The sequence below is a fragment of the Enterobacter cloacae complex sp. BZL2005 genome (assembly GCF_049238885.1).
In the GTDB taxonomy this organism is placed as follows: Bacteria; Pseudomonadota; Gammaproteobacteria; order Enterobacterales; family Enterobacteriaceae; genus Enterobacter; species Enterobacter roggenkampii.
Genome location: NZ_JBMKGI010000014.1, coordinates 75055 through 101095, shown reverse-complemented (window position 1 = coordinate 101095; position 26041 = coordinate 75055). Strand labels below are relative to the sequence as shown.

The 26041-nt window shown below is 56.7% G+C and carries 26 protein-coding genes and 1 other RNA gene; 8 read left to right on the top strand and 19 right to left on the bottom strand.

The annotated features are described in order from the left end of the window. Position 1: 1 nt before the first annotated feature. Both dsbC and xerD read right to left on the bottom strand, forming a co-directional pair. On the bottom strand, positions 2-715 hold the full coding sequence (gene dsbC, locus ACOTXI_RS19730) for a bifunctional protein-disulfide isomerase/oxidoreductase DsbC (RefSeq protein WP_058653964.1): 714 nt from the start codon (positions 713-715) through the stop codon (positions 2-4). A 28-nt stretch (positions 716-743) separates the two neighbouring features. Further along, the gene (gene xerD, locus ACOTXI_RS19725; protein ID WP_008499709.1) at positions 744-1640 is read right to left on the bottom strand and encodes a site-specific tyrosine recombinase XerD; all 897 of its coding nucleotides are present in this window, start codon (positions 1638-1640) and stop codon (positions 744-746) included. A gap of 101 nt (positions 1641-1741) precedes the next feature. On the opposite strand from xerD, the gene fldB reads away from it, so the two are divergent. Then, positions 1742-2263 (top strand): flavodoxin FldB, encoded by a 522-nt coding sequence (gene fldB / locus ACOTXI_RS19720; RefSeq protein WP_058653965.1) that lies wholly within the window; start codon positions 1742-1744, stop codon positions 2261-2263. 6 nt (positions 2264-2269) lie between these two features. Here fldB and ACOTXI_RS19715 read toward each other — a convergent pair whose 3' ends face one another. Together ACOTXI_RS19715 and sdhE are read right to left on the bottom strand one after the other, a co-directional pair. Then, complete coding sequence (locus ACOTXI_RS19715) at positions 2270-2680, bottom strand: protein YgfX (RefSeq protein WP_021242050.1); 411 nt, start codon at positions 2678-2680, stop codon at positions 2270-2272. After that, on the bottom strand, positions 2661-2927 hold the full coding sequence (sdhE, locus tag ACOTXI_RS19710) for an FAD assembly factor SdhE (protein WP_006178375.1): 267 nt from the start codon (positions 2925-2927) through the stop codon (positions 2661-2663). The genes ACOTXI_RS19715 and sdhE overlap by 20 nt, the downstream gene beginning before the upstream one ends. A 294-nt stretch (positions 2928-3221) precedes the next feature. Between sdhE and ygfZ the strand changes: the two genes are divergently transcribed. Then, on the top strand, positions 3222-4202 hold the full coding sequence (gene ygfZ / locus ACOTXI_RS19705) for a tRNA-modifying protein YgfZ (protein WP_058653966.1): 981 nt from the start codon (positions 3222-3224) through the stop codon (positions 4200-4202). Positions 4203-4286: 84 nt separating this feature from the next. Here the strand turns inward: ygfZ and trhA are convergent, their stop codons facing one another. After that, a complete protein-coding gene (gene trhA / locus ACOTXI_RS19700; RefSeq protein WP_058653967.1) occupies positions 4287-4946 on the bottom strand; it encodes a PAQR family membrane homeostasis protein TrhA in 660 nt (219 codons plus the stop codon). Positions 4947-5211: 265 nt separating this feature from the next. On the opposite strand from trhA, the gene ACOTXI_RS19695 reads away from it, so the two are divergent. After that, positions 5212-5943 carry a MurR/RpiR family transcriptional regulator gene (locus tag ACOTXI_RS19695; protein WP_008499714.1) on the top strand — a complete coding sequence of 244 codons (732 nt, stop codon included), beginning with the start codon at positions 5212-5214 and terminating at the stop codon, positions 5941-5943. Between the two features lie 116 nt (positions 5944-6059). Next, a complete protein-coding gene (bglA, locus tag ACOTXI_RS19690) occupies positions 6060-7493 on the top strand; it encodes a 6-phospho-beta-glucosidase BglA (protein ID WP_008499715.1) in 1434 nt (477 codons plus the stop codon). Positions 7494-7558: 65 nt separating this feature from the next. Here the strand turns inward: bglA and ACOTXI_RS19685 are convergent, their stop codons facing one another. The 8 genes from ACOTXI_RS19685 to ACOTXI_RS19650 all read right to left on the bottom strand — a co-directional run bounded on the left by ACOTXI_RS19685 (position 7559) and on the right by ACOTXI_RS19650 (position 17592). Continuing rightward, the gene (locus ACOTXI_RS19685; RefSeq protein WP_032675464.1) at positions 7559-8302 is read right to left on the bottom strand and encodes an SDR family oxidoreductase; all 744 of its coding nucleotides are present in this window, start codon (positions 8300-8302) and stop codon (positions 7559-7561) included. Positions 8303-8372: 70 nt separating this feature from the next. Next, positions 8373-11246 carry an aminomethyl-transferring glycine dehydrogenase gene (gcvP, locus tag ACOTXI_RS19680; RefSeq protein WP_058653968.1) on the bottom strand — a complete coding sequence of 958 codons (2874 nt, stop codon included), beginning with the start codon at positions 11244-11246 and terminating at the stop codon, positions 8373-8375. Between the two features lie 127 nt (positions 11247-11373). Further along, positions 11374-11763, bottom strand: coding sequence for a glycine cleavage system protein GcvH (gene gcvH / locus ACOTXI_RS19675; RefSeq protein WP_008499718.1), 390 nt, complete (start codon positions 11761-11763; stop codon positions 11374-11376). A 23-nt stretch (positions 11764-11786) separates the two neighbouring features. Next, positions 11787-12881, bottom strand: coding sequence for a glycine cleavage system aminomethyltransferase GcvT (gene gcvT / locus ACOTXI_RS19670; protein ID WP_058653988.1), 1095 nt, complete (start codon positions 12879-12881; stop codon positions 11787-11789). 397 nt (positions 12882-13278) lie between these two features. Further along, positions 13279-14481 carry an FAD-dependent 2-octaprenylphenol hydroxylase gene (ubiI, locus tag ACOTXI_RS19665; RefSeq protein ID WP_058653969.1) on the bottom strand — a complete coding sequence of 401 codons (1203 nt, stop codon included), beginning with the start codon at positions 14479-14481 and terminating at the stop codon, positions 13279-13281. A 12-nt stretch (positions 14482-14493) separates the two neighbouring features. Next, entirely contained in the window at positions 14494-15672 is a 1179-nt protein-coding gene (ubiH, locus tag ACOTXI_RS19660; protein WP_058653970.1) for a 2-octaprenyl-6-methoxyphenyl hydroxylase, read from the bottom strand. Beyond that, positions 15669-16982 (bottom strand): Xaa-Pro aminopeptidase, encoded by a 1314-nt coding sequence (pepP, locus tag ACOTXI_RS19655; protein ID WP_087855344.1) that lies wholly within the window; start codon positions 16980-16982, stop codon positions 15669-15671. Before pepP ends, ubiH begins: the two co-directional genes overlap by 4 nt. Positions 16983-17013: 31 nt before the next feature. Beyond that, the gene (locus ACOTXI_RS19650) at positions 17014-17592 is read right to left on the bottom strand and encodes a YecA family protein (protein WP_025912457.1); all 579 of its coding nucleotides are present in this window, start codon (positions 17590-17592) and stop codon (positions 17014-17016) included. Between the two features lie 168 nt (positions 17593-17760). On the opposite strand from ACOTXI_RS19650, the gene zapA reads away from it, so the two are divergent. The 3 genes from zapA (at position 17761) to ACOTXI_RS19635 (ending at position 18936) form a co-directional block, all read left to right on the top strand. Next, positions 17761-18090 carry a cell division protein ZapA gene (gene zapA, locus ACOTXI_RS19645; protein WP_006811891.1) on the top strand — a complete coding sequence of 110 codons (330 nt, stop codon included), beginning with the start codon at positions 17761-17763 and terminating at the stop codon, positions 18088-18090. A 41-nt stretch (positions 18091-18131) separates the two neighbouring features. Continuing rightward, a non-coding RNA gene (gene ssrS / locus ACOTXI_RS19640) (6S RNA) lies at positions 18132-18315 on the top strand. Between the two features lie 24 nt (positions 18316-18339). Next, a complete protein-coding gene (locus tag ACOTXI_RS19635; RefSeq protein WP_058653972.1) occupies positions 18340-18936 on the top strand; it encodes a 5-formyltetrahydrofolate cyclo-ligase in 597 nt (198 codons plus the stop codon). 102 nt (positions 18937-19038) lie between these two features. Here ACOTXI_RS19635 and serA read toward each other — a convergent pair whose 3' ends face one another. Then, positions 19039-20271, bottom strand: coding sequence for a phosphoglycerate dehydrogenase (gene serA, locus ACOTXI_RS19630; RefSeq protein ID WP_021242062.1), 1233 nt, complete (start codon positions 20269-20271; stop codon positions 19039-19041). Between the two features lie 266 nt (positions 20272-20537). Next, entirely contained in the window at positions 20538-21197 is a 660-nt protein-coding gene (rpiA, locus tag ACOTXI_RS19625) for a ribose-5-phosphate isomerase RpiA (protein WP_003860091.1), read from the bottom strand. A gap of 127 nt (positions 21198-21324) precedes the next feature. Between rpiA and argP the strand changes: the two genes are divergently transcribed. After that, complete coding sequence (gene argP / locus ACOTXI_RS19620; RefSeq protein ID WP_008499727.1) at positions 21325-22218, top strand: DNA-binding transcriptional regulator ArgP; 894 nt, start codon at positions 21325-21327, stop codon at positions 22216-22218. A 43-nt stretch (positions 22219-22261) separates the two neighbouring features. Here argP and ACOTXI_RS19615 read toward each other — a convergent pair whose 3' ends face one another. The 4 genes from ACOTXI_RS19615 to fbaA all read right to left on the bottom strand — a co-directional run bounded on the left by ACOTXI_RS19615 (position 22262) and on the right by fbaA (position 25990). Then, complete coding sequence (locus tag ACOTXI_RS19615) at positions 22262-22993, bottom strand: oxidative stress defense protein (RefSeq protein ID WP_008499728.1); 732 nt, start codon at positions 22991-22993, stop codon at positions 22262-22264. Between the two features lie 92 nt (positions 22994-23085). Continuing rightward, complete coding sequence (gene argO, locus ACOTXI_RS19610) at positions 23086-23721, bottom strand: arginine exporter ArgO (protein WP_021242063.1); 636 nt, start codon at positions 23719-23721, stop codon at positions 23086-23088. A 148-nt stretch (positions 23722-23869) separates the two neighbouring features. After that, positions 23870-24724, bottom strand: coding sequence for a small-conductance mechanosensitive channel MscS (gene mscS, locus ACOTXI_RS19605; RefSeq protein WP_008499730.1), 855 nt, complete (start codon positions 24722-24724; stop codon positions 23870-23872). A gap of 186 nt (positions 24725-24910) precedes the next feature. Further along, positions 24911-25990 (bottom strand): class II fructose-bisphosphate aldolase, encoded by a 1080-nt coding sequence (gene fbaA / locus ACOTXI_RS19600; RefSeq protein ID WP_008499731.1) that lies wholly within the window; start codon positions 25988-25990, stop codon positions 24911-24913. Positions 25991-26041: the final 51 nt, after the last annotated feature.

Here is a 26041-nt window from a genome sequence, read left to right as displayed (position 1 = left end):
ATTATTTACCACTAACCTGTTTCTGGTGCGCGTCGAGGAACTCTTTCATCTCTTTTGGTCCCTGATAGCCCGGAACGACGTACCCGTTGCTCAGGACAATCGCTGGCGTACCGCTCACGCCAAACTGCACGCCCAGCGCGTAGTGGTTAGCGATATCAATGTCGCAGGAGGCCGGCTTAACGCCTTTGCCGTTCATCGCGTCGTCAAACGCTTTGTTGCGGTCTTTTGCACACCAGATGGCCTTCATGTCCTGCTCCGGCTGGCTCTGCACGCCCGCGCGCGGGAAGGCCAGGTAACGCACGGTAATACCCAGCGCGTTGTAGTCTTTCATCTCTTCATGCAGCTTGTGGCAGTAGCCGCAGGTGATATCGGTGAAGACGGTAATAACGTGTTTTTCCTGCGCCGCCTTATAGACGATCATCTCTTTTTCGAGCGCGTTCAGGTTTTTCATCAGCAGCTGGTTGGTCACGTTGACCGGCTGCGCGCCGCTCACGTCGTACATTGGCCCCTGAATAATGTGTTTACCGTCTTCGGTGACGTACAGCACGCCGCTGTTGGTCAGTACCGTTTTCATCCCGGCGATCGGTGCTGGCTGAATATCGCTGCCGGTGACGCCAAGCTTAGCGAGCGACTGTTTGATAGCGGCGTCGTCAGCATGGGCGAAACCGGTAAAGGAGGCTGCCAGCAGGGTGAATAGCGCGAAACTCTTTTTCATAGTTGATCCTGTTACAATTCGTCGGCACTCACGCACGAGGGTGGTGCTGTTGGTGTAGCTGCCGCAGGCGTTCCGTCGCGACATGGGTGTAAATTTGCGTCGTGGAAAGATCGCTATGTCCCAGCAGCATCTGCACCACGCGTAAATCCGCGCCGTGGTTGAGCAGATGCGTCGCGAAGGCATGACGCAATACGTGCGGCGAAAGCTTTTCACTGTCGATACCGGCCAGTGTGGCGTAATGCTTGATGCGATGCCAGAACGTTTGCCGCGTCATCTGCTGTGCGCGCTGGCTCGGAAACAGAACGTCGATAGACGCGCCGTTGAGCAGCCACGGGCGACCGTGCTCCAGATACGTTTCCAGCCAGTAAACCGCCTCTTCGCCCAGCGGAACCAGCCTTTCCTTGTTTCCTTTACCGATGACGCGCACCACGCCCTGACGCAGGCTGATGTCGCTCATCGTCAGGCCAACCAGCTCCGAAACGCGCAGGCCGGTAGCATACAATAGCTCAAGCATCGCTTTATCGCGTAACTCCAGCGGCAGGTCAACAGCCGGTGACTGTAATAATCTCTCAACTTGTGCTTCGCTGAGATCTTTCGGCAGCCGCTGCGGGAGCTTAGGGGATGCCAGCAGCGCGCTGGGATCGTCTTCGCGGATCTTCTCACGGTAGAGATGCTGGAACAGCCGACGCATGGCGCTGAGCAAGCGTGCAGAGCTGGTGGCTTTGTATCCCCCTTCTACACGTTCACCGAGCAGCGCCTGCAGGTCGTCGCTTTGCGCGCTCGCCAGCGAGAGCTGCCGACGGGCCAGCCACTCCACCAGCATGGTAAGATCGCGCCGGTAGGCGCTGAGCGTATTCTCGGCCAGATTTTTTTCCAGCCACAGCGCGTCGAGAAACTGTTCAACGAGTGCGAGATCCTTTTCCACATCAGCCCCTTTGATTCTGCAGTCAGGCCATTATGCCTGATTGTGACCGGTTTCTGGTACACTACGCGCAAAGTCAAAGCATGAATTGAGATAGTTACGCGATGAATATTGGTCTGTTCTATGGTTCCAGCACCTGCTACACCGAAATGGCGGCAGAGAAAATTCGCGACATCATTGGCCCGGAACTGGTGACGTTGCATAACCTGAAAGATGACGCGGTCGCGCTGATGGAACAGTACGATGTACTGATCCTGGGCATCCCAACCTGGGATTTTGGTGAGATACAGGAAGACTGGGAAGCCATCTGGGATCAACTCGACTCAGTCAATCTCGACGGCAAGATCATTGCCATGTACGGCATGGGAGATCAGCTGGGTTACGGGGAATGGTTCCTGGACGCACTCGGCATGCTGCACGACAAGCTGGCGCCGAAAGGGGTGTCTTTCATCGGCTACTGGCCAACCGAAGGTTACGAGTTCACCAGTAAAAAGCCGATTATTGCCGACGGCGAGCTGTTTGTTGGGCTCGCGCTGGATGAAACCAACCAGTACGATCTTAGCGATGAACGCCTGCAAAACTGGTGCGAGCAGATTCTGGGCGAAATGGCAGAAAAGTTTAGCTAACGCCTATTACCCCTGCGTCGTCTGTTGCAACAGCATCCGGCGCAGGTCTCGCCACTCGGCAGCATCCATACTGTCAGCCGCCAGCCAAAGATGCTGGCAACGCCCGCCGTCCACCTTGCGTAACCGTAACATCATGCCGCAGTTGAGCATCCAGGGCATCCCGAGAATATCCCACTCTTTTCCCTGCCAGCGCAGGCGGGAATCCATCAGTAATTTAATCTCTCCCTGACGGGCATTAATACGACGCTGGCTGCGTACGCTGTCAAAAACGACAAACGACAGTAACAGCAGCCACAGCGGCGTATAGCTCAGCGGCCACGGCATCAGTAACACAAAGGCCGCAACCAGGCCGTGGAGCAATAAAGACATCCACTGCGAGCGCCACGAGACGCGAAGATCAGATTGCCACAGGACCACGTTCCCGATTCCGTGTTTGAATTAATTGCACCATCCGTTGCAACTCGGTGTCGGCGGGTTTGCCGTGGTTCATCAGCCAGTTGAATAAATCCGGATCGTCAGATTCAAGCAGGCGAACAAACAGACGCTTATCGTCGTCGCTTAAGGTGTCATACTCATATTCGAAGAAAGGCATGATGGAAATATCAAGTTCACGCATGCCGCGACGGCACGCCCAGTGAATACGGGCCTTGTTGTTAATATCCATGTTCAGTTTCCTGCATTACGTTTGGCACAGTCGGTACCCCATTCGGTGTTCTTTATTTCTCTACGGGGACACCAGCTAGTGTAACGTGTTTTTGACCGTTTCATTACTGGAATATTGCGATCAACAAGCAGGCTTCCAGAATAATCCCTACAAACACAGCGGATTACACTATTTTGCGTGGCGCTACGCAGAACCGGTTTATGGCACAAATGGCCTGTTGAAAGCGCTTGCATTGCCTGCAGGCTCTTTTACCATTAGGCATTATCAAAGCGTTAAGCAATTCAGGATATCGTTATGGCCTTTACACCATTTTCTCCTCGCCAGCCCGCCGCCTCTGCGCGTCTGCCGCTGACGCTTATTTCTCTTGATGACTGGGCGCTGGCAACGCTCACCGGTGCCGACGCCGAAAAATATCTGCAGGGCCAGGTGACCGCCGACGTCAGCCAGATGACCGAACACCAGCACCTGCTGGCCGCCCATTGCGACCCAAAAGGCAAAATGTGGAGCAACCTGCGTCTGTTCCGCCGTCAGGACGGCTTTGCCTTTATTGAGCGCCGCAGCCTGCGAGACGCCCAGCTCAAAGAGCTGAAAAAATACGCGGTCTTTTCCAAAGTCACCATTGCCGCAGACGACGAACATGTCCTGCTGGGTGTGGCCGGCTTCCAGGCGCGTGCGGCGCTGAAAAACCTGTTCAGCGAACTGCCGGATGCCGAAAAGCCGCTCGTCAGCGAAGGCGCCACCTCAATCCTGTGGTTTGAACACCCGGCGGAGCGTTTCCTGTTAGTCACGGATGCGGCAACTGCCGAACGCGTGACCGAAGCGCTGCGCGGCGAAGCGCAGCTTAACAACAGCCAGCAGTGGCTGGCGCTGAACATCGAAGCGGGTCTGCCGATCATTGACGCTGCAAACAGCGCGCAGTTTATTCCTCAGGCAACGAACTTACAGGCACTGGGCGGCATCAGCTTTAAAAAAGGCTGCTACACCGGCCAGGAGATGGTCGCGCGTGCGAAATTCCGCGGGGCAAACAAACGCGCGCTGTGGACGCTGGCGGGACATGCCAGCCGCGTCCCTGAAGCGGGTGAAGATTTAGAGCTGAAGATGGGTGAAAACTGGCGCCGAACCGGCACCGTATTAGCCGCCGTACAGCTGGATGATGGACGTCTTCTGGTGCAGGCCGTTATGAGCAACGACATGGAAGCTGACAGCGTGTTCCGCGTGCGCGATGATGTGAACACGCTGAGCATCGAGCCGCTGCCGTATTCACTGGAAGAGTGATGCTGTATCGCCCGGTGGCGCTGCGCTTACCGGGCCTACTTATCCCGTAGGTCGGGTAAGGCGAAGCCGCCACCCGACGAAAAATTACACCTGCCCCACGTACAAATAAATCGCCAAAAAGTGGCACACGCTGCCGCCCAGCACAAAGCCGTGCCAGATAGCATGGTTGTACGGAATGCGCTTGCAGACGTAGAAAATGACGCCGAGCGAATACACCACGCCGCCTAAGGCCAGAAGCGTTACGCCCCCTATCGACAGTTTGATTGCCAGCTGGTACACCACGATCAGCGACAGCCAGCCCATGGTCAGATAGGTGACCAGCGACAGCACCTTAAACCGGTGCGCGATGGTGAGCTTAAACAGGATCCCGAGCAGCGCCAGGCTCCAGATAATGATCATCAGCCCGCGCGACAGCGGTGAGTTGAGCCCCACCAGCAGAAACGGCGTATAGGTACCTGCAATGAGAAGATAGATAGCGCAGTGGTCAAATTTCTTGAGCCACATCTTGGCCCGCTGATGCGGGATCGCGTGATACAGCGTCGAGGCCAGAAACAGCAGGATCATGCTCCCGCCATAGAGGCTGTAGCTGGTAATGGCCATTGCGCTGGCATTGGCATCGACCGCCTGCACCAGCAATAACACTAAACCGACAATCCCAAACACCAGGCCAATGCCGTGGCTGATGCTGTTGGCTATTTCCTCAGCCAGCGAATATCCCTGTGCGATTAATGGTCTGCTCACCATACAAAACTCCGGGAAAACAAAAGATGATTATTCATCGCATCACTATGCTAACTGAGAATGATTCCAGTGAACACCTGTTAGCTAAAATAATTTCACTTCAGGATTTATACCTAAAAATCATAGGTATAAATGAATTTTTCACCTAACATTTGTTCACATTAAAATTTAACCATTAAGAATCAAGAGCATAAAAATGGATCCTGCCGTCTGGCCGCATGTTATGATGGATACATGAGGTCTGAATAAGAGTTATGCCATTGTGAGTATGTTCACCCACTCCGCCATTGCCAGTCTCAATAACCTGGAGATGATGGTCTACAACTATGTCATTAAAAACCGTGACAAAGTCATGTACATGACCATCCGCGAGCTGGCGGATGCGGCGGGTGTCTCGACGACCACTATCCTGCGCTTTTGCCGCAAGCTTAACTGCGAAGGCTACTCGGAGTTTCGCGTGCGCTTTAAGCTCTATCTCGAGCAGAATGAACCCCAGCAGGCGAACTTTGGCGCCAGCGAAATTATCAGCTTCTTTAAAAGCGTAAATAATGAAGAGTTCGACGCGTTATTAGATAATGCGGTCGATATTATTTTATCGTCGGAACGCATTATATTTGTCGGCGCAGGAACGTCAGGCTCGCTGGCAAAATATGGCGCACGTTTCTTTTCTAATATCGGAAAATTCAGTAACCATATTGATGACCCTTATTTCCCGGTCACCAATGACATGGCGAAAAATGCGCTGGCGATTGTGCTCTCCGTCTCGGGTGAGACCGAGGAGATCCTGCGCTTCGCCAGCCAGTTTAGCCTGCATCACTGCAAGGTGCTCTCCATTACCAGCCACGAGCACTCGCGTCTCGCAAAACTGGCGGACTTTAATCTCTCCTGGCACGTTCCCCAGACGCGTATTGCAGGCGTCTACGATATCACCACGCAAATTCCCGTCATCTATATTCTGGAATCTCTCGGCCGTAAGCTGGCGAAGAAACTTGCAGAATAAAACATCCTGTTTTTTTGATGTGACAAATCACATTATGCCCAATTTGTTATATCGTGACATTTAATTTCGCTTTGCTAGACTCGATGCCAATAAGCCATTTATTGAGAATAGCAGCGATGAAAAAATTGACCTTACCAAAAGATTTTTTATGGGGTGGCGCGGTTGCCGCTCACCAGGTTGAAGGCGGCTGGAACAAAGGCGGCAAAGGGCCAAGCATTTGCGACGTATTAACCGGCGGCGCACACGGCGTGCCGCGCGAAATCACGCAGGACGTGGTGCCGGGAAAATACTATCCCAACCATGAAGCGATTGATTTTCACGGCCATTACAAGGAAGACATCAAGCTGTTTGCCGAGATGGGCTTCAAGTGTTTCCGCACCTCGATTGCCTGGACGCGTATCTTCCCGAACGGTGACGAAACGCAGCCAAACGAAGAAGGGCTTAAGTTCTACGACGACATGTTCGATGAGCTGCTGAAATACAACATCGAACCGGTGATCACCCTCTCCCACTTCGAAATGCCGCTGCACCTGGTGAAGGAGTACGGCAGCTGGACCAACCGTAAAGTGGTCGATTTCTTTGTGCGCTTCGCGGAAGTGGTCTTTGAGCGCTACAAAAACAAGGTCAAATACTGGATGACCTTCAACGAAATCAACAACCAGCGCAACTGGCGCGCCCCGCTGTTCGGCTACTGCTGCTCGGGCGTGGTCTATACGGAACATGAAAATCCGGAAGAGACCATGTACCAGGTCCTGCACCACCAGTTTGTGGCCAGCGCCCTGGCGGTGAAAGCCGCGCGCCGCATCAACCCGGAGATGAAAGTCGGCTGCATGCTGGCGATGGTGGCGCTCTATCCGTACTCCTGCAAACCGGAAGACGTGATGTTCGCCCAGGAGTCCATGCGCGAGCGCTACGTCTTTACCGACGTCCAGCTGCGCGGCTACTACCCGTCCTACGTGCTGAACGAATGGGAGCGTCGTGGCTTCTCCATCAAAATGGAAGCGGGTGACGAGCAGATCCTGCGCGAAGGCACCTGCGACTACCTGGGCTTCAGCTACTACATGACCAACGCGGTGAAGGCGGAAGGCGGCACCGGCGATGCCATTTCCGGCTTCGAAGGCAGCGTGCCGAACCCGCACGTGAAGGCGTCCGACTGGGGCTGGCAGATTGACCCGGTGGGCCTGCGCTATTCTCTGTGCGAACTGTACGAGCGTTACCAGAAGCCGCTGTTTATCGTTGAAAACGGCTTCGGTGCCTACGACAAGGTGGAAGAAGACGGCAGCATCAACGATGACTACCGCATCGACTACCTGCGTGCCCACGTGGAGGAGATGATCAAAGCCGTCACCCACGATGGCGTCGATCTGATGGGCTATACGCCATGGGGCTGTATCGACTGCGTGTCGTTCACCACCGGCCAGTACAGCAAGCGCTACGGCTTTATCTACGTGAACAAGCACGACGACGGCACGGGCGACATGTCGCGTTCCCGCAAGAAGAGCTTCGAGTGGTATAAAGGCGTGATTGCCAGCAACGGCGAGGCGCTGTGATTTTTTGCCCGGTGGCACTGCGCTTACCGGGCCTACACGAATAGGAGGCCGGGCCGCCACCCGGCTTATTTCCCGCCCGCTAACTCAATAAAACTCCCCGTCACGTACGACGCCTTTTCGCTCAGCAGCCAGACAATCGCCTGGGCGACCTCTTCCGGCTGGCCGCCGCGCTGCATCGGCAGTAACGCTTTCACGCGGTCCACTCGCCCCGGTTCTCCGCCCGAAGCATGAATATCGGTATAGATCAGGCCCGGACGGACGCAGTTGACGCGAATGCCCTGCGCCGCCACCTCCAGCGACAGCCCCGTTGTCAGCGAATCCACCGCCCCCTTGGACGCGGCGTAATCCACATATTCACCCGGTGCGCCCAGGCGGGACGCCGCGGAAGAGACATTCACTATCGCCCCGCCCTTGCCGCCATGTTTGAAGGACATGCGTTTTACCGCTTCCCGGCAGCAGAGGAAGTAGCCCGTAACGTTGGTCGCCAGGACGCGGTTAATACGCTCGGCGGAGAGATTCTCGATGGTGGATTGCTCAAACAGAATCCCCGCATTATTGACCAGCGCGGTCAGCGGCTCGCCTTCACGATCGAGGCTTTCAAACATCGCCAGCACCTGAGCTTCATCACTGATGTCTGCCCGAACGGCAAAGGCTTTACCGCCCGCCTCAACAATCTGGTTGATCACATCCGTTGCGGCCTTAATGTTGTGATGATAGTTCACCGCCACGGTGTAGCCTTCGCGGGCCAGCTGCAGCGCAGTGGCCTTCCCTATGCCCCGGCTGGCGCCGGTCACAAGTGCAATGCCCATTTTCTTCTCCCAATAAAAAAGCCGGGTGGCGGCTTCGCCTTACCCGGCCTACGTTACTACATCAGCAATGTTACTGGTATTCGCTCATCGGCACGCAGGAGCAGAACAGGTTACGGTCGCCGTAGACATCATCAAGACGCTTCACGGTCGGCCAGTATTTGTTCGCCACGCCTGCCGGGAAGACGGCCAGCTCGCGGGAATAGCCGTGGTTCCACTCGGCCACCAGCTCGTGCTGGGTGTGGGGAGCGTTGACCAGCGGGTTATCTTCCAGCGTCCACTCGCCGTCCTGCACGCGGTCAATTTCCATGCGGATGGCCAGCATCGCGTCGATAAAGCGGTCCAGCTCGGCTTTACTTTCGGACTCCGTTGGCTCCACCATCAGCGTGCCCGCAACCGGGAACGACATAGTAGGCGCGTGGAAGCCGTAGTCGATCAGGCGTTTGGCAATGTCCAGCTCGCTAATGCCGGTCTGCTCTTTCAGCGGACGAATATCGAGGATGCACTCGTGCGCCACGCGACCGTCGCGGCCGGTATAGAGCACCGGGTAGGCAGACTTCAGGCGCGTCGCAATGTAGTTGGCGTTCAGAATGGCCACCTGGCTCGCCTGCTTCAGCCCTTCCGCGCCCATCATGCGGATGTACATCCAGCTGATTGGCAGGATAGAGGCGCTACCGAACGGTGCCGCAGAGACCGCGCCCTGACGGGTCAGCATGCCTTCGATCTGAACCACGCTGTGGCCCGGCACAAACGGCGCCAGGTGCGCTTTCACGCCGATTGGCCCCATGCCCGGGCCGCCACCGCCGTGCGGGATGCAGAAGGTTTTGTGCAGGTTAAGGTGCGACACGTCTGCGCCGATAAAGCCCGGAGAGGTAATGCCCACCTGCGCGTTCATGTTCGCGCCATCGAGGTATACCTGACCGCCGAACTGGTGCACCACTTCGCACACTTCACGGATGGTCTCTTCGTACACGCCGTGGGTGGACGGATAGGTCACCATGATGCAGGAGAGCTTGTCGCCCGCCTGTTCGGCTTTCGCGCGCAGGTCAGCCAGGTCGATGTTGCCGTTCTTATCGCACGCGACCACCACGACTTCCATGCCCGCCATCTGGGCTGAAGCCGGGTTGGTGCCGTGAGCGGAGCTTGGGATCAGGCAGATATCGCGATGGCCTTCGTTGCGGCTTTCGTGATAGTGACGGATTGCCAGCAGGCCGGCATATTCACCCTGCGCGCCGGAGTTCGGCTGCATGCAGAGCGCGTCGTAACCGGTCAGCTTCACCAGCCAGTCGGAAAGCTGGTTAATCATCACGTGATAACCTTCCGCCTGCTCCGGCGGGCAGAACGGGTGCAGCTCGGAGAATTCAGGCCAGGTGATCGGGATCATCTCTGCTGCAGCATTCAGCTTCATGGTGCAGGATCCCAGCGGGATCATCGCCTGGTTCAGCGCCAGATCCTTGCGCTCCAGAGAGTGCATGTAACGCATCATCTCGGTCTCGCTGTGGTAGCGATTAAAGACCGGGTGCGTCAGGATGGCGTCGTTACGCTGCATGCTGTCCTGAATGGAGCGGCTGTCGAGCGCAACTTCTTTGTCGAGCGCGTCAATGTCCAGACCGTGCGCGTCACCCAGCAGCACGCTGAACAGGTTCAGGATATCGTCACGGGTGGTGCTTTCATCCAGCGTAATGCCGACGGCGTTGTGGATGTCGCTGCGCAGGTTGATCTTTGCCGCGTCCGCGCGGGCCAGCACGGCCGCTTTGTCCGCCACGTCCACGCACAGCGTGTCGAAATAGTGGGTATGGCGCAGCTTAAGACCTTTTTGCTGCAGGCCGCAGGCCAGAATATCGGCCAGGCGGTGAATGCGGCTGGCAATGCGTTTCAGGCCTGCCGGGCCGTGGAACACGGCGTACAGGCTGGCGATGTTTGCCAGCAGAACCTGCGAGGTACAGATGTTGGAGTTCGCTTTCTCGCGGCGGATATGCTGCTCGCGGGTCTGCATCGCCATGCGCAGCGCGGTATTACCGGCAGCGTCTTTGGAGACGCCGATAATGCGGCCAGGCATGGAGCGTTTGAATTCATCCTTCGCGCCGAAGAACGCCGCGTGCGGGCCGCCGTAGCCCATCGGCACGCCGAAGCGCTGCGCTGAGCCGAATACGATATCCGCGCCCTGTTTGCCCGGGGCCGTCAGCAGCACCAGCGCCATAAAATCGGCGGCAACGCTGACAACAACCTTGCGGGATTTCAGCTCGGCAATCAGCGCGCCGTAGTCGTGCACTTCGCCGGTGGTGCCCACCTGCTGCAGCAGCACGCCGAAGACGTCCTGGTGATCCAGCACTTTGTCAGCGTCATCGACGATCACGTCAAAGCCGAAGGTTTCCGCACGGGTGCGCACCACGTCCAGCGTCTGCGGATGCACGTCCGCCGCCACGAAGAAGCGGTTGGCATTTTTCAGCTTGCTCACGCGCTTCGCCATCGCCATCGCTTCGGCGGCGGCGGTCGCTTCATCCAGCAGAGACGCAGAGGCGATATCCATACCGGTCAGATCCAGCGTTACCTGCTGGAAGTTCAGCAGCGCTTCCAGACGACCCTGGGACACTTCTGGCTGATACGGCGTATAGGCGGTGTACCAGCCCGGGTTTTCCAGCATGTTGCGCAGGATCACCGGCGGCAACTGCACGTTGGTGTAGCCCATGCCAATGTAAGACTTATAGCGCTTGTTCAGGCTGGCGATAGCCTTCAGCTCCGCCAGCGCGGCGAACTCCGTGGTGGCTTCCCCCACCTGAGGCGGCGTGGCTAGCTGGATGTCTTTTGGCACAATCTGGCCGATCAGTGCGTTTAATGAATCCGCGCCAACCGTCTTCAGCATCTCCTGCTGTTGCTGAGCATCCGGCCCAATGTGACGTTCAATGAAGGCGCCACGGTTTTCAAGCTGGCTTAAAGTCTGTGTCATGAGCGATGGTTCCTGAAACGTGCAGTGAATCGTAGTTATCTGTAACGCTGTTGCCCGGTGGCGCTAACGCTTACCGGGCCTACGTTGATCTCCAGGCCGGATAAGCGCAGCGCCATCCGGCACAACGTTATTCGTCTTCCAGTAGTGCTTCGTACGCGGTCGCATCCAGCAGCGCGGCAACCTGGGATTCGTCGCTGGCTTTGATCTTGAAGATCCAGCCGCCTTCATAAGGCTCGCTGTTGACCAGCTCAGGGGAGTCGCTCAGCGCGTCGTTGACCGCAACAATCTCACCGCTTACTGGTGCGTAGATGTCTGATGCCGCTTTTACGGACTCCGCCACGGCGCAGTCGTCGCCCGCGCTCACGGTCGTGCCCACGTCAGGCAGGTCAACAAACACCATGTCGCCCAGCAGCTCCTGCGCGTGCTCGGTGATCCCGACGGTGTAAGTGCCGTCCGCCTCTTTACGCAGCCACTCGTGTTCTTTGCTGTATTTCAGTTCTGCTGGCACATTGCTCATTGAAGTTCTCCTGATAAAAATAGTTAGGCGACCGGCTTACCGGCGCGAACAAAAATCGGTTTGGTCACGTTGACCGGCATTTCGCGGTTGCGGATTTGCACCACCGCCGTTTCGCCAATGCCCGCCGGCACGCGTGCCAGTGCAATACTGTAGCCCAGCGTCGGTGAGAAGGTTCCGCTGGTGATCACGCCTTCGCGAGGATTGCCGTCAGCATCGGTAAAACGTACAGGCAGTTCGCCGCGCAGCACGCCTTTTTCCTTCATCACCAGGCCAACCAGCTGTTCAGTGCCCTTCTCGCGCTGCATCTCCAGCGCTTCACGGCCAATAAAGTCACGCTCAGCCGGTTCCCACGCGATGGTCCAGCCCATGTTGGCGGCCAGCGGAGAGACGCCTTCGTCCATCTCCTGACCGTAGAGGTTCATGCCCGCTTCCAGACGCAGCGTATCGCGCGCGCCCAGGCCCGCAGGCTTCACGCCCGCCTCCACCAGCGCACGCCAGAAATCAGCGGCCTTTTCGTTCGGCATCGCAATTTCGTAGCCCGCTTCACCGGTGTAGCCGGTGGTGGCGATAAACAGATCCCCCGCCTGCACGCCGAAGAACGGCTTCATGCCTTCGGTGGCTTTACGTTGCTCATCGTTGAACAGAGACGCGGCTTTCGCCTGCGCGTTAGGCCCCTGCACGGCGATCAGCGACAGGTCATCACGGACGGTGATGTCGATGGCATACGGTTCGGCGTGTTGGGTGATCCAGGAGAGGTCTTTTTCGCGGGTGGCGGAGTTTACAACGAGGCGGAAGAAATCTTCGGTGAAGTAGTAGACGATAAGGTCATCAATCACGCCGCCCGAGGCATTCAGCATGCCGGTATAGAGCGCTTTACCCGGCGTCTTCAGTTTGGCGACGTCGTTTGCCAGCAGATAACGCAAAAACTCCCGGGTGCGGCTACCGCGCAGATCGACAATCGTCATGTGGGACACGTCGAACATACCGGCATCGGTGCGCACCGCGTGGTGCTCATCAATCTGCGAGCCGTAGTGCAGCGGCATCATCCAGCCGTGGAAGTCCACCATGCGGGCGCCGCACAACACGTGTTGTTCGTACAAAGGAGTCTGTTGAGCCATCTTGTCCTCGTTGAAAAATTCACCGTGAAACCCGGTATCGGCCCCGCGTTCGGGCACCGACGCAAACGTTCTCTTTTACCTGAACTTACCACCGAAAACGGCGGTTAACCATAAGGCAAAACAGGTCATCACATTAGCTTATGACCAAAAAACGCTGAAAAGCCTACAGAGTTATCCACTGGAAAAATGCGATTAACCCCGCACAAAATTAACAATGATCTAACAGGATTTAGCACATGGTGATATTTCGTGCGGAAAAACGGGCCGAATTTCCGTAACGAGAAAAACACGACATTAGATTATCTAATGCGAAAAATGACGTGAAATTAGAATATTTCAAACGAGGGAATTTCCCCGGCGCAGAGGCCGGGAAAAGAAAGTGTGACAGGGGTCTACATTAACGCAGCCAGTCCGGGAGGTCGTTCAGACCCATCGCCTGACGGAGGAGTTGGGGTTTAACACCCGGAAGGGTGTCAGCAAGCTTAAGGCCGATGTCGCGCAGCAATTTCTTCGCCGGATTTGACCCGGCAAACAGCTCGCGGAAGCCCTGCATACCCGCCAGCATCATTGCCGCGCTGTGCTTGCGGCTGCGCTCGTAGCGACGCAGGTAGAGATGCTGGCCGATATCTTTGCCTTCACGATGCAGGCGACGCAGCTCTTCTACCAGCTCCGCCGCGTCCATAAAACCAAGGTTGACGCCCTGCCCGGCCAGCGGATGGATGGTATGCGCCGCATCGCCCACCAGCGCCAGACGGTGCGCCGCAAACTGGCGCGCGTAGCGGCCGGTTAACGGGAATACCTGATGCTCGCTTTCAAGCGTGCACAGGCCAAGGCGGTTATCAAAGGCCACGCACAGCGCCTGGTTAAAGGCCTCCGGCGTCGCCTCATGCATCTGCTGGGCTTTTTCCGGCACCAGGGACCAGACAATTGAGCACAGGTGCGGATCGGGAAGCGGCAGGAACGCCAGTATGCCATCGTTGTGGAAAATCTGGCGCGCGACGCCGCCGTGCGGCTCTTCGGTACGGATCGTCGCGACCAGAGCATGATGGCGGTAATCCCAGTACGTCAGCGGGATATCGGCTTTATTACGCAGCCAGGAGTTGGCACCGTCAGCACCGACCACCAGACGCGCGGTCAACATGTCGCCACTCTGCAGGGTGATAAACGCCTCGTTTTCGCCCCACGCCACCTGCTGGATCTGCGCAGGCGCAATCAGCGTCACGTCGCTGCACTGCTGTGCTTTCTGCCAAAGCGCGTGGTGGATCACCGCGTTTTCAACGATGTGCCCCAGATGGCTATAGCCCATGCTTTCATCATCAAAAGCAATATGACCAAAGCTGTCTTTATCCCACACTTCCATGCCGTGATAGCAGCTGGCACGGTGTGCCACAATATCTGACCAGACGCCAAGGTGCGTCAGCAGCTTTTCGCTGGCCGCATTGATCGCCGAGACGCGGAGTTCAGGCGGCGCATCCGATGCAACGGGCTGAGGCTGCTTTTGCTCCAGCACCGCCACGCGCAGGCCGCTGCCCTGTAATCCGCAGGCCAATGCCAGTCCAACCATTCCGCCGCCAACGATGGCGACATCAACATTTTGCACGGTGATAACTCCTTAACGCGCGACCCAACCCAGGGTCCGCTGCGCCAGCACGTCACGTGCCGGAATGAATAATTCCATCGCCATCAGCCCAAGGTTGCGACCCGCAACCAGCGGTGCCCAACGATTGGCAAAAAGATGGACCAGACCATCGGTCACACCGATGGTGGCCTCTTTATCCGCCTGTCGGCGCGTCTGGTAATGACTCAGCACCGAATACGCCCCACAGTCTTTTTGCTCGCCCCACGCCTGCGCCAGAGATTCGGCCAGGCTCATGACATCGCGTAAGCCAAGGTTGAAACCTTGCCCCGCGATGGGGTGCAGCGTCTGCGCAGCGTTACCGACAAGCGCCAGACGATGGGAGATAGACTGAGAGGCTGTCGTCAGCGAAAGCGGGTAGACCGTCCGCTTGCCGGCATGGGTAATACGCCCCAGCCGCCAGCCAAAGGCTTTCTGCAGCTCGGTACAAAAACGTTCGTCGGACCAGGCCTTAACCTCTTCCGCCTTATCCTGCGGGTGACACCAGACCAGGGAACAGCGCCCGTCCGACATCGGCAGCATCGCCAGCGGGCCATGCTGCGTAAAGCGCTCAAAGGCCCTGCCGTTGTGGTCAGCTGCGGTAGCGACGTTCGCAATGACCGCCACCTGCCCGTAAGGCTGCTGGCGCCACTCCACGCCACACTGGGTGCCGAGCGACGAGCGCGAACCGTCCGCAGCGACCAGAAGCTGGCCTTCAAGGACGGTACCGCTTTCCAGGGTCACGCTGACCGACGCGTCACTCCGACTCACGCTGGCCACGCGCGCGGGACAATGCAGCGTGACGCCCGGCGCGTCCTGGAGCAGGCGGAACAGACGTAATCCGACGTCGTGCAGCTCAACAACCTGACCCAGGGCATCAATCCGGTAATCCTGCGCGTCCAGCGTGACAAAGCCTGCATGGCCGCGATCGCTGACGTGAACGGTCCCGATCGCCGTAGCACGGTCGGCAATCGCCTGCCAGATCCCAATGCGGGAAAGCTGCTGGCAGGTGCCCTGCGCCAGCGCAATGGCGCGGGCATCAAAACCGGGGTGGTTCGACGCCTCTGGCGCAACGGCTTCTACCAGGTGCACCGGAAGCTGGCCCTGCGTCATATGCGAAATGGCCAGCGCCAGCGTGGCCCCGGTCATGCCGCCGCCCACGATAATCACGCTCATGCGCGCGCCGCTGCCATCAGCGCCTCGATATCGTCAGCGTTTTTCACGACGCTGGCGGTCAGGTTTTCGTTACCGGTTTCGGTAATCACGATATCGTCTTCAATACGAATGCCAATCCCGCGGTATTCTTCTGGCACGTCGGCATCCGGCGCGATGTAGAGACCCGGCTCCACGGTTAACACCATGCCCGGCTCCAGCACGCGCGAACGGTCGGTGCCGTATGCGCCAACGTCATGCACGTCCAGCCCCAGCCAGTGGCTCAGGCCGTGCATGAAATACGGTCGGTGCGCATTTTCAGCAATCAGGGTGTCGACATCCCCTTTCAGGATCCCGAGCCTGACCAGACCGGTAATCATGATGCGCACCACTTCGCCGGTCACTTCCTGCATGGAAGTCCCCGGACGATACAGTTTGAGCGCTGTCTCAAGGGATTCGAGAACAATGTCGTAAATCGCGCGCTGTGCCGGCGAGAATTTACCGTTTACCGGAAAGGTACGGGTGATGTCCCCCGCATAGCCCTGATATTCGCAACCGGCGTCAATCAGCACCAGATCGCCGTCGCGCAGCGCACTTTCGTTTTCGGTGTAGTGCAGAATGCAGCCGTTTTCCCCGCCGCCGACAATGGTGTTGTAGGAGGGATAGCGCGCGCCGTGGCGGTTAAATTCGTGGTGAATTTCGCCTTCCAGCTGGTATTCGAACATCCCGGGACGGCATTTCTGCATGGCGCGGGTGTGTGCCAGCGCGCTGATTTCGCCCGCGCGGCGCATCACATTTAGCTCTTCCTCAGACTTGAACAGGCGCATCTCATGCACCACCGGACGCCAGTCCGTCAGCGTGGCCGGTGCGGACAGGTTCTGGCGCGAGCCTTTGCGCAGCTTATCCAGCGCGGTGAAGACAATCTCATCGGCGTAGGCATATTCGCCCTGCGCGTGATAGAGCACGTCGAGGCCGTTAAGCAGCTGGTAGAGTTGCTGGTTGATTTCGCTAAACGCCAGCGCACGGTCAACGCCCAGCTTCGCCGGCGCGGCCTCCTGGCCCAGGCGGCGGCCAAACCAGATTTCGGCCGTCAGGTCGCGCACGCGGTTGAATATCACGCTGTGGTTGTGGGTGTCATTGCTTTTAATCAGCACCAGTACCGCTTCCGGCTCGTTAAAGCCGGTGAAGTACCAGAAATCGCTGCTCTGGCGATAGGGATATTCGCTGTCAGCGCTGCGCGTCACTTCAGGCGCAGCAAAAATTAGCGCGGCGCTGCCCGGCTGCATTTTCGCCAGCAGCGCCTGACGGCGGCGCGAATACTCTTGACTCGAGATAACCATGACACCCTCCTGTGCGTTATTTTTCTTAATGTAAGGTTGGCTTACGAACTTCCGGTGCGGTCGGCTGTGAGCGCGTAAAGTTGTCGTGGCACAGCAGTGCCGCCACGCGCACGTACTCGATGATCTCTTCGAGAGACATTTCCAGCTCTTCCTGGTCTTCGTCTTCATCGTAGCCAAGCTGGGCAATGTTGCGCAGGTCGTCGATCGCTTCACCCGCTTCGCCGGTCACTTTATCCAGTTTAGGCTGCGTGACGCCCAGCCCCAGCAGATAGTGGTTTACCCAGCCGGCCAGCGCATCGGCGCGATCGAACACGCTGACGTCGTCGCCGTCAGGCAGATAAAGCTGAAAAAGGAAGCCATCGTCTTCCAGCGAATCGCTGATGGCGGCGTGCATTTTACGCAGCGCTTCCGCCAGCTCGTGACCAAACGCCAGCCCTTCATTCGTGAGGTCGTGGATCAGCGGCTGCCAGGAGCTGTCGCTGTTTCCGCCGCACAGCATGCCACTGATCAGACCGTGCATTTCGGCAGGGGTTAAACCGACTCCCTGCTGGTTCAGTAACTGGTTTAAATCCTTGTAACCAGGCATTTCGTTCTGTATAGACATGCGCATTCGTCATCATTGGGGGGAAGTTTCATGATATGCTACCACTTTGGACCCTGGTGATACCAGAAAAGGGCTTGTATCTTCACATCAGGGTAGCTATAGTGTCGCCCCTTCGCAGCCCCCGGGGCCGTAAGCGAAGGCAGCGCAGTCAATCAGCAGGAAGGTGGCATGTCTGCACAACCCGTCGATCTCCAGATTTTTGGCCGTTCACTGCGAGTGAATTGTCCGCCTGAACAAAGGGATGCTTTGAATCAGGCTGCGGACGATTTGAATCAGCGGTTGCAAGATCTAAAAGAACGCACTAGAGTCACAAATACTGAGCAGCTGGTTTTCATCGCCGCGTTGAACATCAGCTATGAACTGACTCAGGAAAAAGCGAAGACCCGCGACTACGCGGCAAGCATGGAGCAGCGCATAAAAATGCTCCAGCAGACCATAGAACAAGCATTGCTTGATCAAGGTCGCAATCCCGAAAGACCGGGACCCAAGTTTGAATAACACTTCTCAGTTGACTATGGTAGAGTAACTGTGAAGACAAAATTTCTCTGAGATGTTCGCAAGCGGGCCAGTCCCCTGAGCCGATATTTCATACCACAAGAATGTGGCGCTCCATGGTTGGTGAGCATGCTCGGTTCGTCCGAGAAGCCTTAAAACTATGACGACACATTCACCTTGAACCAAGGGTTCAAGGGTTACAGCCTGCGGCGGCATCTCGGAGATTCCCTCTTTCTTCTTCTACCGACTACCATGACTCAATTCCCTGAAGTTTCGCCTTCACGCCAGGACATCCGTCAGCTCATTCGCCAGCGCCGTCGTGCGTTAACTCCAGAACAGCAAGCGCATTTTGCCCAGCAGGCCGCCGCCCGTATGATGGCGTATCCCCCTGTCGTGATGGCGCGCACGGTTGCCCTGTTTCTGTCATTCGATGGCGAACTGGACACCCAACCGCTGATAGAGCAGCTCTGGCGCGCCGGAAAAAAGGTGTACCTGCCGGTGCTGCACCCGTTCAGCGAAGGCAACCTGCTATTTTTGCACTATCACCCGCACAGCGAGCTGGTGATGAATCGTCTGAAAATCACCGAGCCGAAACTCGACGTGCGCGACGTGCTCCCGCTGTCACAGCTGGACGTGCTGATTACGCCGCTGGTGGCGTTTGATGAGCAGGGACAGCGCTTAGGTATGGGCGGCGGTTTTTACGACCGGACGCTGCAAAACTGGCAGCAGTATGGGTTGCAGCCGGTAGGCTACGCGCATGATTGCCAGGGCGTGGAGGCGTTGCCGGTGGAGAAATGGGATGTGCCGTTACCGGCGGTGGTGACGCCCAGCAAAATCTGGGTCTGGTAGGATAAAGCCGGGTGGCGGCTGCGCCTTACCCGGCCTACATAAATCCTCAAACATTGTAGGTCGGGTAAGCGTAAGCTCCCCCCGACACCACAGACCGCACCATCAGTAAAGCAGACGCGCGCGAATCGTCCCTGGAATGGCCTTCATGCTCAGCAACGCTTTCTCGGCCACATCGTCATCCGCTTCGATATCAATGACCACATAGCCCATCTGCGAGTTGGTCTGCAGATACTGCGCGGCAATGTTGACGCCCTGCTCGGCAAAGATCTGGTTGATCGCGGTGAGCACGCCTGGACGGTTTTCGTGGATGTGCAGCAGACGACGACCGCCGTGCAGCGGCAGAGACACTTCCGGGAAGTTCACCGCAGAGAGCGTAGAACCGTTGTCGGAGTATTTGCTCAGCTTACCTGCCACTTCCAGACCGATATTCTCCTGCGCTTCCTGCGTAGACCCGCCGATGTGTGGCGTCAGGATCACGTTGTCGAACTCGCACAGCGGAGAGGTGAACGGATCGCTGTTGGTGGCGGGCTCCGTTGGGAAAACGTCGATGGCCGCCCCTGCCAGATGCTTACGCTTCAGCGCATCGCACAGCGCAGGGATATCGACCACCGTGCCACGCGCGGCGTTAATCAGCAGTGAGCCCGGCTTCATCAGCGCCAGCTCTTCTGCGCCCATCATGTTTTTGGTGGACGCATTTTCCGGCACGTGCAGACTTACCACGTCACTCATGTTCAGCAGGTCAGACAGGTGTTGAACCTGGGTGGCATTGCCCAGCGGCAGCTTGCTTTCGATATCGTAAAAATAGACATGCATACCGAGAGATTCCGCCAGAATCCCCAGTTGGGTACCGATGTGGCCATAGCCGATGATACCCAGTTTTTTCCCACGGGCTTCGTAGGAGCCCGCAGCCAGTTTGTTCCAGACGCCGCGGTGTGCTTTGGCGTTAGCCTCCGGAATGCCGCGCAGGAGCAGCAGCAGTTCGCCAATCACCAGCTCCGCCACGGAACGGGTGTTGGAGAACGGGGCGTTGAAGACAGGAATACCGCGTTTCGCAGCAGCATTCAGGTCAACCTGGTTGGTACCGATGCAGAAGCAGCCGATAGCCACCAGCTTTTCCGCCGCGGCAATCACATCTTCAGTCAGGTGAGTACGGGATCGCAGGCCAATGAAGTGGGCATCACGGATGGACGCTTTCAGCTCTTCGGTATCGAGCGCGCCTTTGTGAAATTCGATGTTGGTGTAACCTGCCGCACGAAGGCTATCGATTGCTTTTTGATGCACGCCCTCGACCAGCAGGAATTTAATCTTGTCTTTCTCCAGTGATACCTTTGCCATTTACCCGACCCTGTTTTTGTCTGAACTGATGTTGTGCTGGATATAAATCCGCTGTAGCCAACATATCAAAAAAAACTATTGCAGCAATATGAACGTTTGCGTCAGTACGCTGAAGGAAAGTCATACAGCGCAAAATGGCAGAGGAAAATGCTATGGAAATTTACAAACGCGGAAGGATCGGCAAAAGAGGCATAAAAACGTGACACAAGTCACCGAATTTAGCGTTTCAAAAATTTTTTAGCGGGGGGAGGACTCCCCCCGTCAGATCATTTTACGATGGTTTTCACGCCGTCAGCGGTGCCGATCAGCGCCACATCCGCGCCACGGTTGGCGAATAGCCCTACGGTCACTACGCCTGGAATGCCGTTGATGGCGTTTTCCAGCGCAATCGCGTCAAGAATTTCCAGACCGTGAACGTCGAGGATCACGTTGCCGTTGTCGGTCACTACGCCCTGACGATATTCCGGACGACCGCCCAGCTTGACCAGCTGACGGGCAACCGCGCTGCGGGCCATCGGGATCACTTCAACCGGCAGCGGGAAATTACCCAGAATGTCCACCTGCTTGGAGGCGTCGGCGATGCAGATAAACTTGTCCGCAACGGAGGCGATGATTTTTTCGCGCGTCAGCGCCGCGCCGCCGCCTTTGATCATCTGCATGTGGCCGTTGATTTCATCCGCGCCATCAACGTAAATCCCCAGACGATCCACTTCGTTAAGATCGAAAACGGTAATGCCGAGGCTTTTCAGCTTTTCCGTGGAAGCATCAGAGCTGGAAACCGCGCCCTCGATCTGCCCCTTCATCGTGCCCAGCGCATCGATAAAGTGTGCCGCGGTTGATCCCGTACCGACACCGACAATGGTACCCGGCTGTACGTACTGGAGAGCGGCCCATCCTACTGCTTTTTTCAGTTCATCCTGCGTCATGATCGTTTTGCCTGTGGTGTGAAAACTCAGGGCGCATTATAGAACACGTCGAATGGAATTCGTCTGCCACAAAGGGAAAATTGTGTCATAGTGCAGAATAAGCAAAATTAAGGAGCCAGCCAGAGCAATGAAACGTCCGGACTACAGAACACTACAGGCACTTGATGCAGTTATTCGTGAACGAGGCTTTGAGCGCGCGGCGCAAAAGCTTTGCATCACGCAGTCCGCCGTCTCTCAGCGTATCAAACAGCTTGAAAACATGTTCGGCCAGCCGCTGCTGGTGCGTACCGTGCCGCCACGTCCAACAGAGCAAGGGCAAAAGCTCCTCGCTCTGCTGCGTCAGGTTGAACTGCTGGAAGACGAGTGGCTGGGTGACGAACAAACGGGCTCTACGCCGCTGCTGCTCTCTCTGGCGGTCAACGCCGACAGTCTGGCAACCTGGCTGCTGCCGGCCCTGGCACCGGTCCTCGCAGACTCCCCTATCCGCCTGAATTTGCAGGTTGAAGACGAAACCCGCACCCAGGAGCGCCTGCGTCGCGGTGAAGTGGTTGGAGCGGTCAGTATTCAGCCTCAGGCGCTGCCAAGCTGCCTTGTCGATCAGTTAGGCGCCCTGGACTACCTGTTTGTGGGTTCAAAAGCCTTTGCGGAACGCTACTTCCCCAACGGCGTCACCCGCGCGGCGCTGCTGAAAGCCCCTGCCGTGGCCTTCGACCATCTGGACGATATGCATCAGGCGTTCCTGCAGCAAAACTTCGACCTGCCGCCGGGCAGCGTGCCGTGCCATATCGTGAACTCGTCAGAAGCCTTCGTGCAGCTTGCACGCCAGGGCACGACCTGCTGCATGATCCCGCATCTGCAGATTGAGAAAGAGTTGAAAAGCGGTGAGCTGATTGACTTAACGCCGGGGCTGTATCAGCGTCGGATGCTCTACTGGCACCGTTTTGCGCCGGAAAGCCGCATGATGCGCAACGTCACTGACGCGCTGCTGGCGTACGGGCATAAGGTATTGAGACAGGATTAAAAAGAAAAGCCGGGTGGCGGCCACGCCTTACCCGGCCTACAGATTACTGAGCCGGTTTCGGCTGTGCTGCAACAGGTTCAAGCTGGAACACCACATCCACCTGATCGTCGAACTGGATTGTCGGCTGCTCGTAAGTTTCCTGAGCGGATACCGGCGCTGCGTCAGCCTTCATCATACGAACCATTGGGCTTGGCTGGTAGTTAGAGACGTGGTAACGCACGCTGTAAACCGGACCGAGCTTGCTCTTAAAGCCAGAAGCCAGCTGTTCCGCCTGGTGAATGGCATCATCGATCGCCGCTTTACGCGCTTCGTCTTTGTACTTCTCCGGTTGCGCAACGCCCAGCGACACTGAACGGATCTCGTTCAGGCCCGCCTTCAGCGCACCGTCCAGCAGCGAGTTAAGCTTATCCAGCTGACGCACGGTCACTTCAACGGTACGCACCGCACGGTAGCCTTTCAGGATGCTTTTGCCATTCTGGTAGTCATAATCGGGTTGAGTACGCAGGTTCGCAGAGTTGATATCTTTTTTACCGACACCGTTCTGCTCGAGGAAAGAGAGGTATTGCGCAACGCGATCGTCAGCCTGCTTCTTGGCCGTCGCTGCATCTTTCGCCGCCACATTCACCTCAATTGCCAGGGTTGCAACATCGGGTACCGCGTCCACGCTTGCGGTGCCTGACGTGACGATGTGCGGGCCATCCGGCAATTCGCTTGCCTGCACCGACACCGCACCGAAACTCACTAATGCCGCCAGGGCCATCACTTTAAACTTCACTGTCATTCCTCCATGTTGCGAAGAGTGCCCCAATAACAGGGCGCATGCCAGCAAGCTTAGCGGGTCTTATTCAGTTGTCCATAAGACAAGGATTAGTTGAACAATTCCTGGACATGATGAATCCCCTCTTTCGCCAGCTGGAAAGCGATAAACCACATCACCAGGCCGACCAGGGTATTAATGATGCGCTGGGCTTTAGCCGTACGCAGGCGGGGCGCCAGCCATGCCGCCAGAATGGCGAGACCGAAGAACCACAGGAAAGAGGCACTGACCGTACCGAGCGCAAACCAGCGTTTCGGCTCAACGTCCAGTTGACCGCCCAGGCTGCCCAGCACGACGAAGGTGTCGAGATACACATGCGGGTTAAGCCAGGTCACCGCCAGCATGGTGACGATAATCTTCCAGCGCCCCTGCTTCATGACCTCCGCGCTCGCCAGTTCGAGGTTGCTGCTCATTGCCGTTTTCAGCGCGCCGAATCCGTACCAGAGCAGAAACGCCACGCCGCCCCAGGTGACCAGCGCCAGCAGCCACGGAGACTGCATCAGCAGCGCGCTGCCGCCAAAAATCCCGGCACAGATCAGCAGCAAATCGCTTACCGCGCACAGCAGGGCAATCATCAGATGGTACTGGCGGCGGATGCCCTGATTCATCACGAACGCATTTTGCGGGCCGAGGGGAAGGATCATGGCTGCACCTAAGGCAAGCCCTTGAAAATAATAAGATAGCATGATGATTTCTCGCAGAGTTGTTCTGGAAGCTGACTATACTGCGCGAATCACATTAGATGAAATGGATAATATTAATTGGGTATTAGCGGAGCTTATGAAGGTAAAGCCCGGTGGCGCTAGCGCTTACCGGGCCTACAACGTCGGGGGATTACTCGGCGGCTTTCTCGCGTTTAAGATTCACGTCCATCTGCGGATACGGGAAACTGATGCCATTGGCGTCGAAGTCGCGCTTAATGCGTTCCAGCACGTCCCAGTATACGTTTTGCAGATCGCTGCTTTTGCTCCAGATACGCACCACAAAGTTAATGGAGGAAGCGCCGAGTTCATTCAGGCGAACCGTCTGCTCTTTGTCTTTCAGAATGCGATCGTCTGAAGCAATGATATTGGTAATCAGCGACTTCACCTGATCGATGTCGGAGTCGTATGCCACACTGATAATCAGTTCGTTACGACGCACCGGCTCACGGGAGAAGTTGATAATGTTGCCCGCGATAATTTTCCCGTTCGGCACGACCACGATGCGGCCATCGACGGTACGCATAGTCGTTGAGAAAATCTGCACCTGCAGCACGGTTCCGGCAATGCCGCCAAGGTCAACGTATTCGCCGGAGCGGAACGGACGGAAGGTCACCAGCAGCACGCCTGCCGCCAGGTTTGAAAGCGAGCCCTGCAGTGCCAGACCAATGGCCAGACCGGCCGCACCGAGAACGGCAATGACGGAGGCGGTTTGCACCCCCACACGGCCCAGCGCGGCAATCAGCGTGAAGGCGATAATGCCGTAGCGCACCAGTGCGGAGAGGAAGTCTGCCACCGTGGCGTCAATGTGACGGGCCAGCATTACGCGGTTAACCGTATTCGAGACAATACGCGCCACGATCATCCCGACGATGATGATGGCTATCGCCGCGACGATGTTCACGGCATAGCTCAGCAGCAGGGCCTGGTTGCGCACCAGCCAGTTACCGGCGTTATTGATGCTGTCTACAACATCGAGTTGTTCCATTTATTCTTCCTTTTGTTAAACCAAAACACAAAATCCATCCCCCATGGAGACAGGCAGGTCAGTAAAGGGTAAACAAAAAGCACCGGTTTTGCCAAACAGATCACAAAAACAGGGCTGGCAGGGTATTGAAAAAGCATAAAAAAAGGCCCGCATTTGCGGGCCTTCTGATGCTGTTAGCAGCTCAAATTACAGAACGTCGATCGCGTTCAGTTCTTTGAAAGCCTGCTCCAGACGGGTCACCATGGACGTCTGCGCTGCGCGCAGCCATACGCGTGGATCGTAGTATTTCTTGTTCGGCTGGTCTTCGCCTTTCGGGTTGCCCAGCTGGCCCTGCAGGTAAGCTTCGTTCGCTTTGTAGTACTGCAGGATACCGTCCCAGGTTGCCCACTGGGTGTCGGTGTCGATGTTCATTTTCACAACGCCGTAGCTTACGGAGTCTTTGATTTCCTGAGCAGAAGAACCGGAACCGCCGTGGAAGACGAAGTTCAGGCTGTTGTGCGGCAGGTTGTGTTTCTTGGAAACGTATTCCTGAGAATCACGCAGGATGGTTGGGGTCAGAACTACGTTACCTGGTTTGTAAACGCCGTGTACGTTACCGAAGGACGCTGCAATGGTGAAGCGTGGGCTGATTTTGCTCAGCTCGGTGTAAGCGTAATCAACGTCTTCTGGCTGGGTGTAAAGTGCAGAAGCGTCCATGTGGCTGTTGTCCACGCCATCTTCTTCACCGCCGGTGCAACCCAGTTCGATTTCCAGGGTCATGTCCATTTTGGCCATGCGCGCAAGGTACTTAGAGCAGATTTCGATGTTTTCGTGCAGTGACTCTTCAGACAGGTCGATCATGTGAGAAGAGAACAGTGGCTTACCGGTTGCCGCGAAGTGTTTTTCACCCGCGTCCAGCAGACCGTCGATCCACGGCAGCAGTTTCTTCGCGCAGTGGTCAGTGTGCAGGATAACTGGAACACCGTAGTGTTCAGCCATCTGGTGAACGTGGTGCGCACCAGAGATAGCGCCCAGGATTGCAGCACCCTGAGGAATGTCAGTTTTCACGCCTTTACCTGCGATGAACGCAGCGCCGCCGTTAGAGAACTGAACGATAACTGGAGCTTTAACTTTAGCAGCAGTTTCCAGTACGGCGTTGATGGAGTCGGTACCCACGCAGTTAACTGCTGGCAGAGCGAAGTTGTTTTCTTTAGCTACCTGGAACACTTTCTGTACGTCATCACCAGTGATAACGCCAGGTTTTACGAAATCAAAAATTTTAGACATGTTGCTTAGTCCTGTATCTTCGGCCGTTAGAAAAGGTGCGAGCTCTTAAAA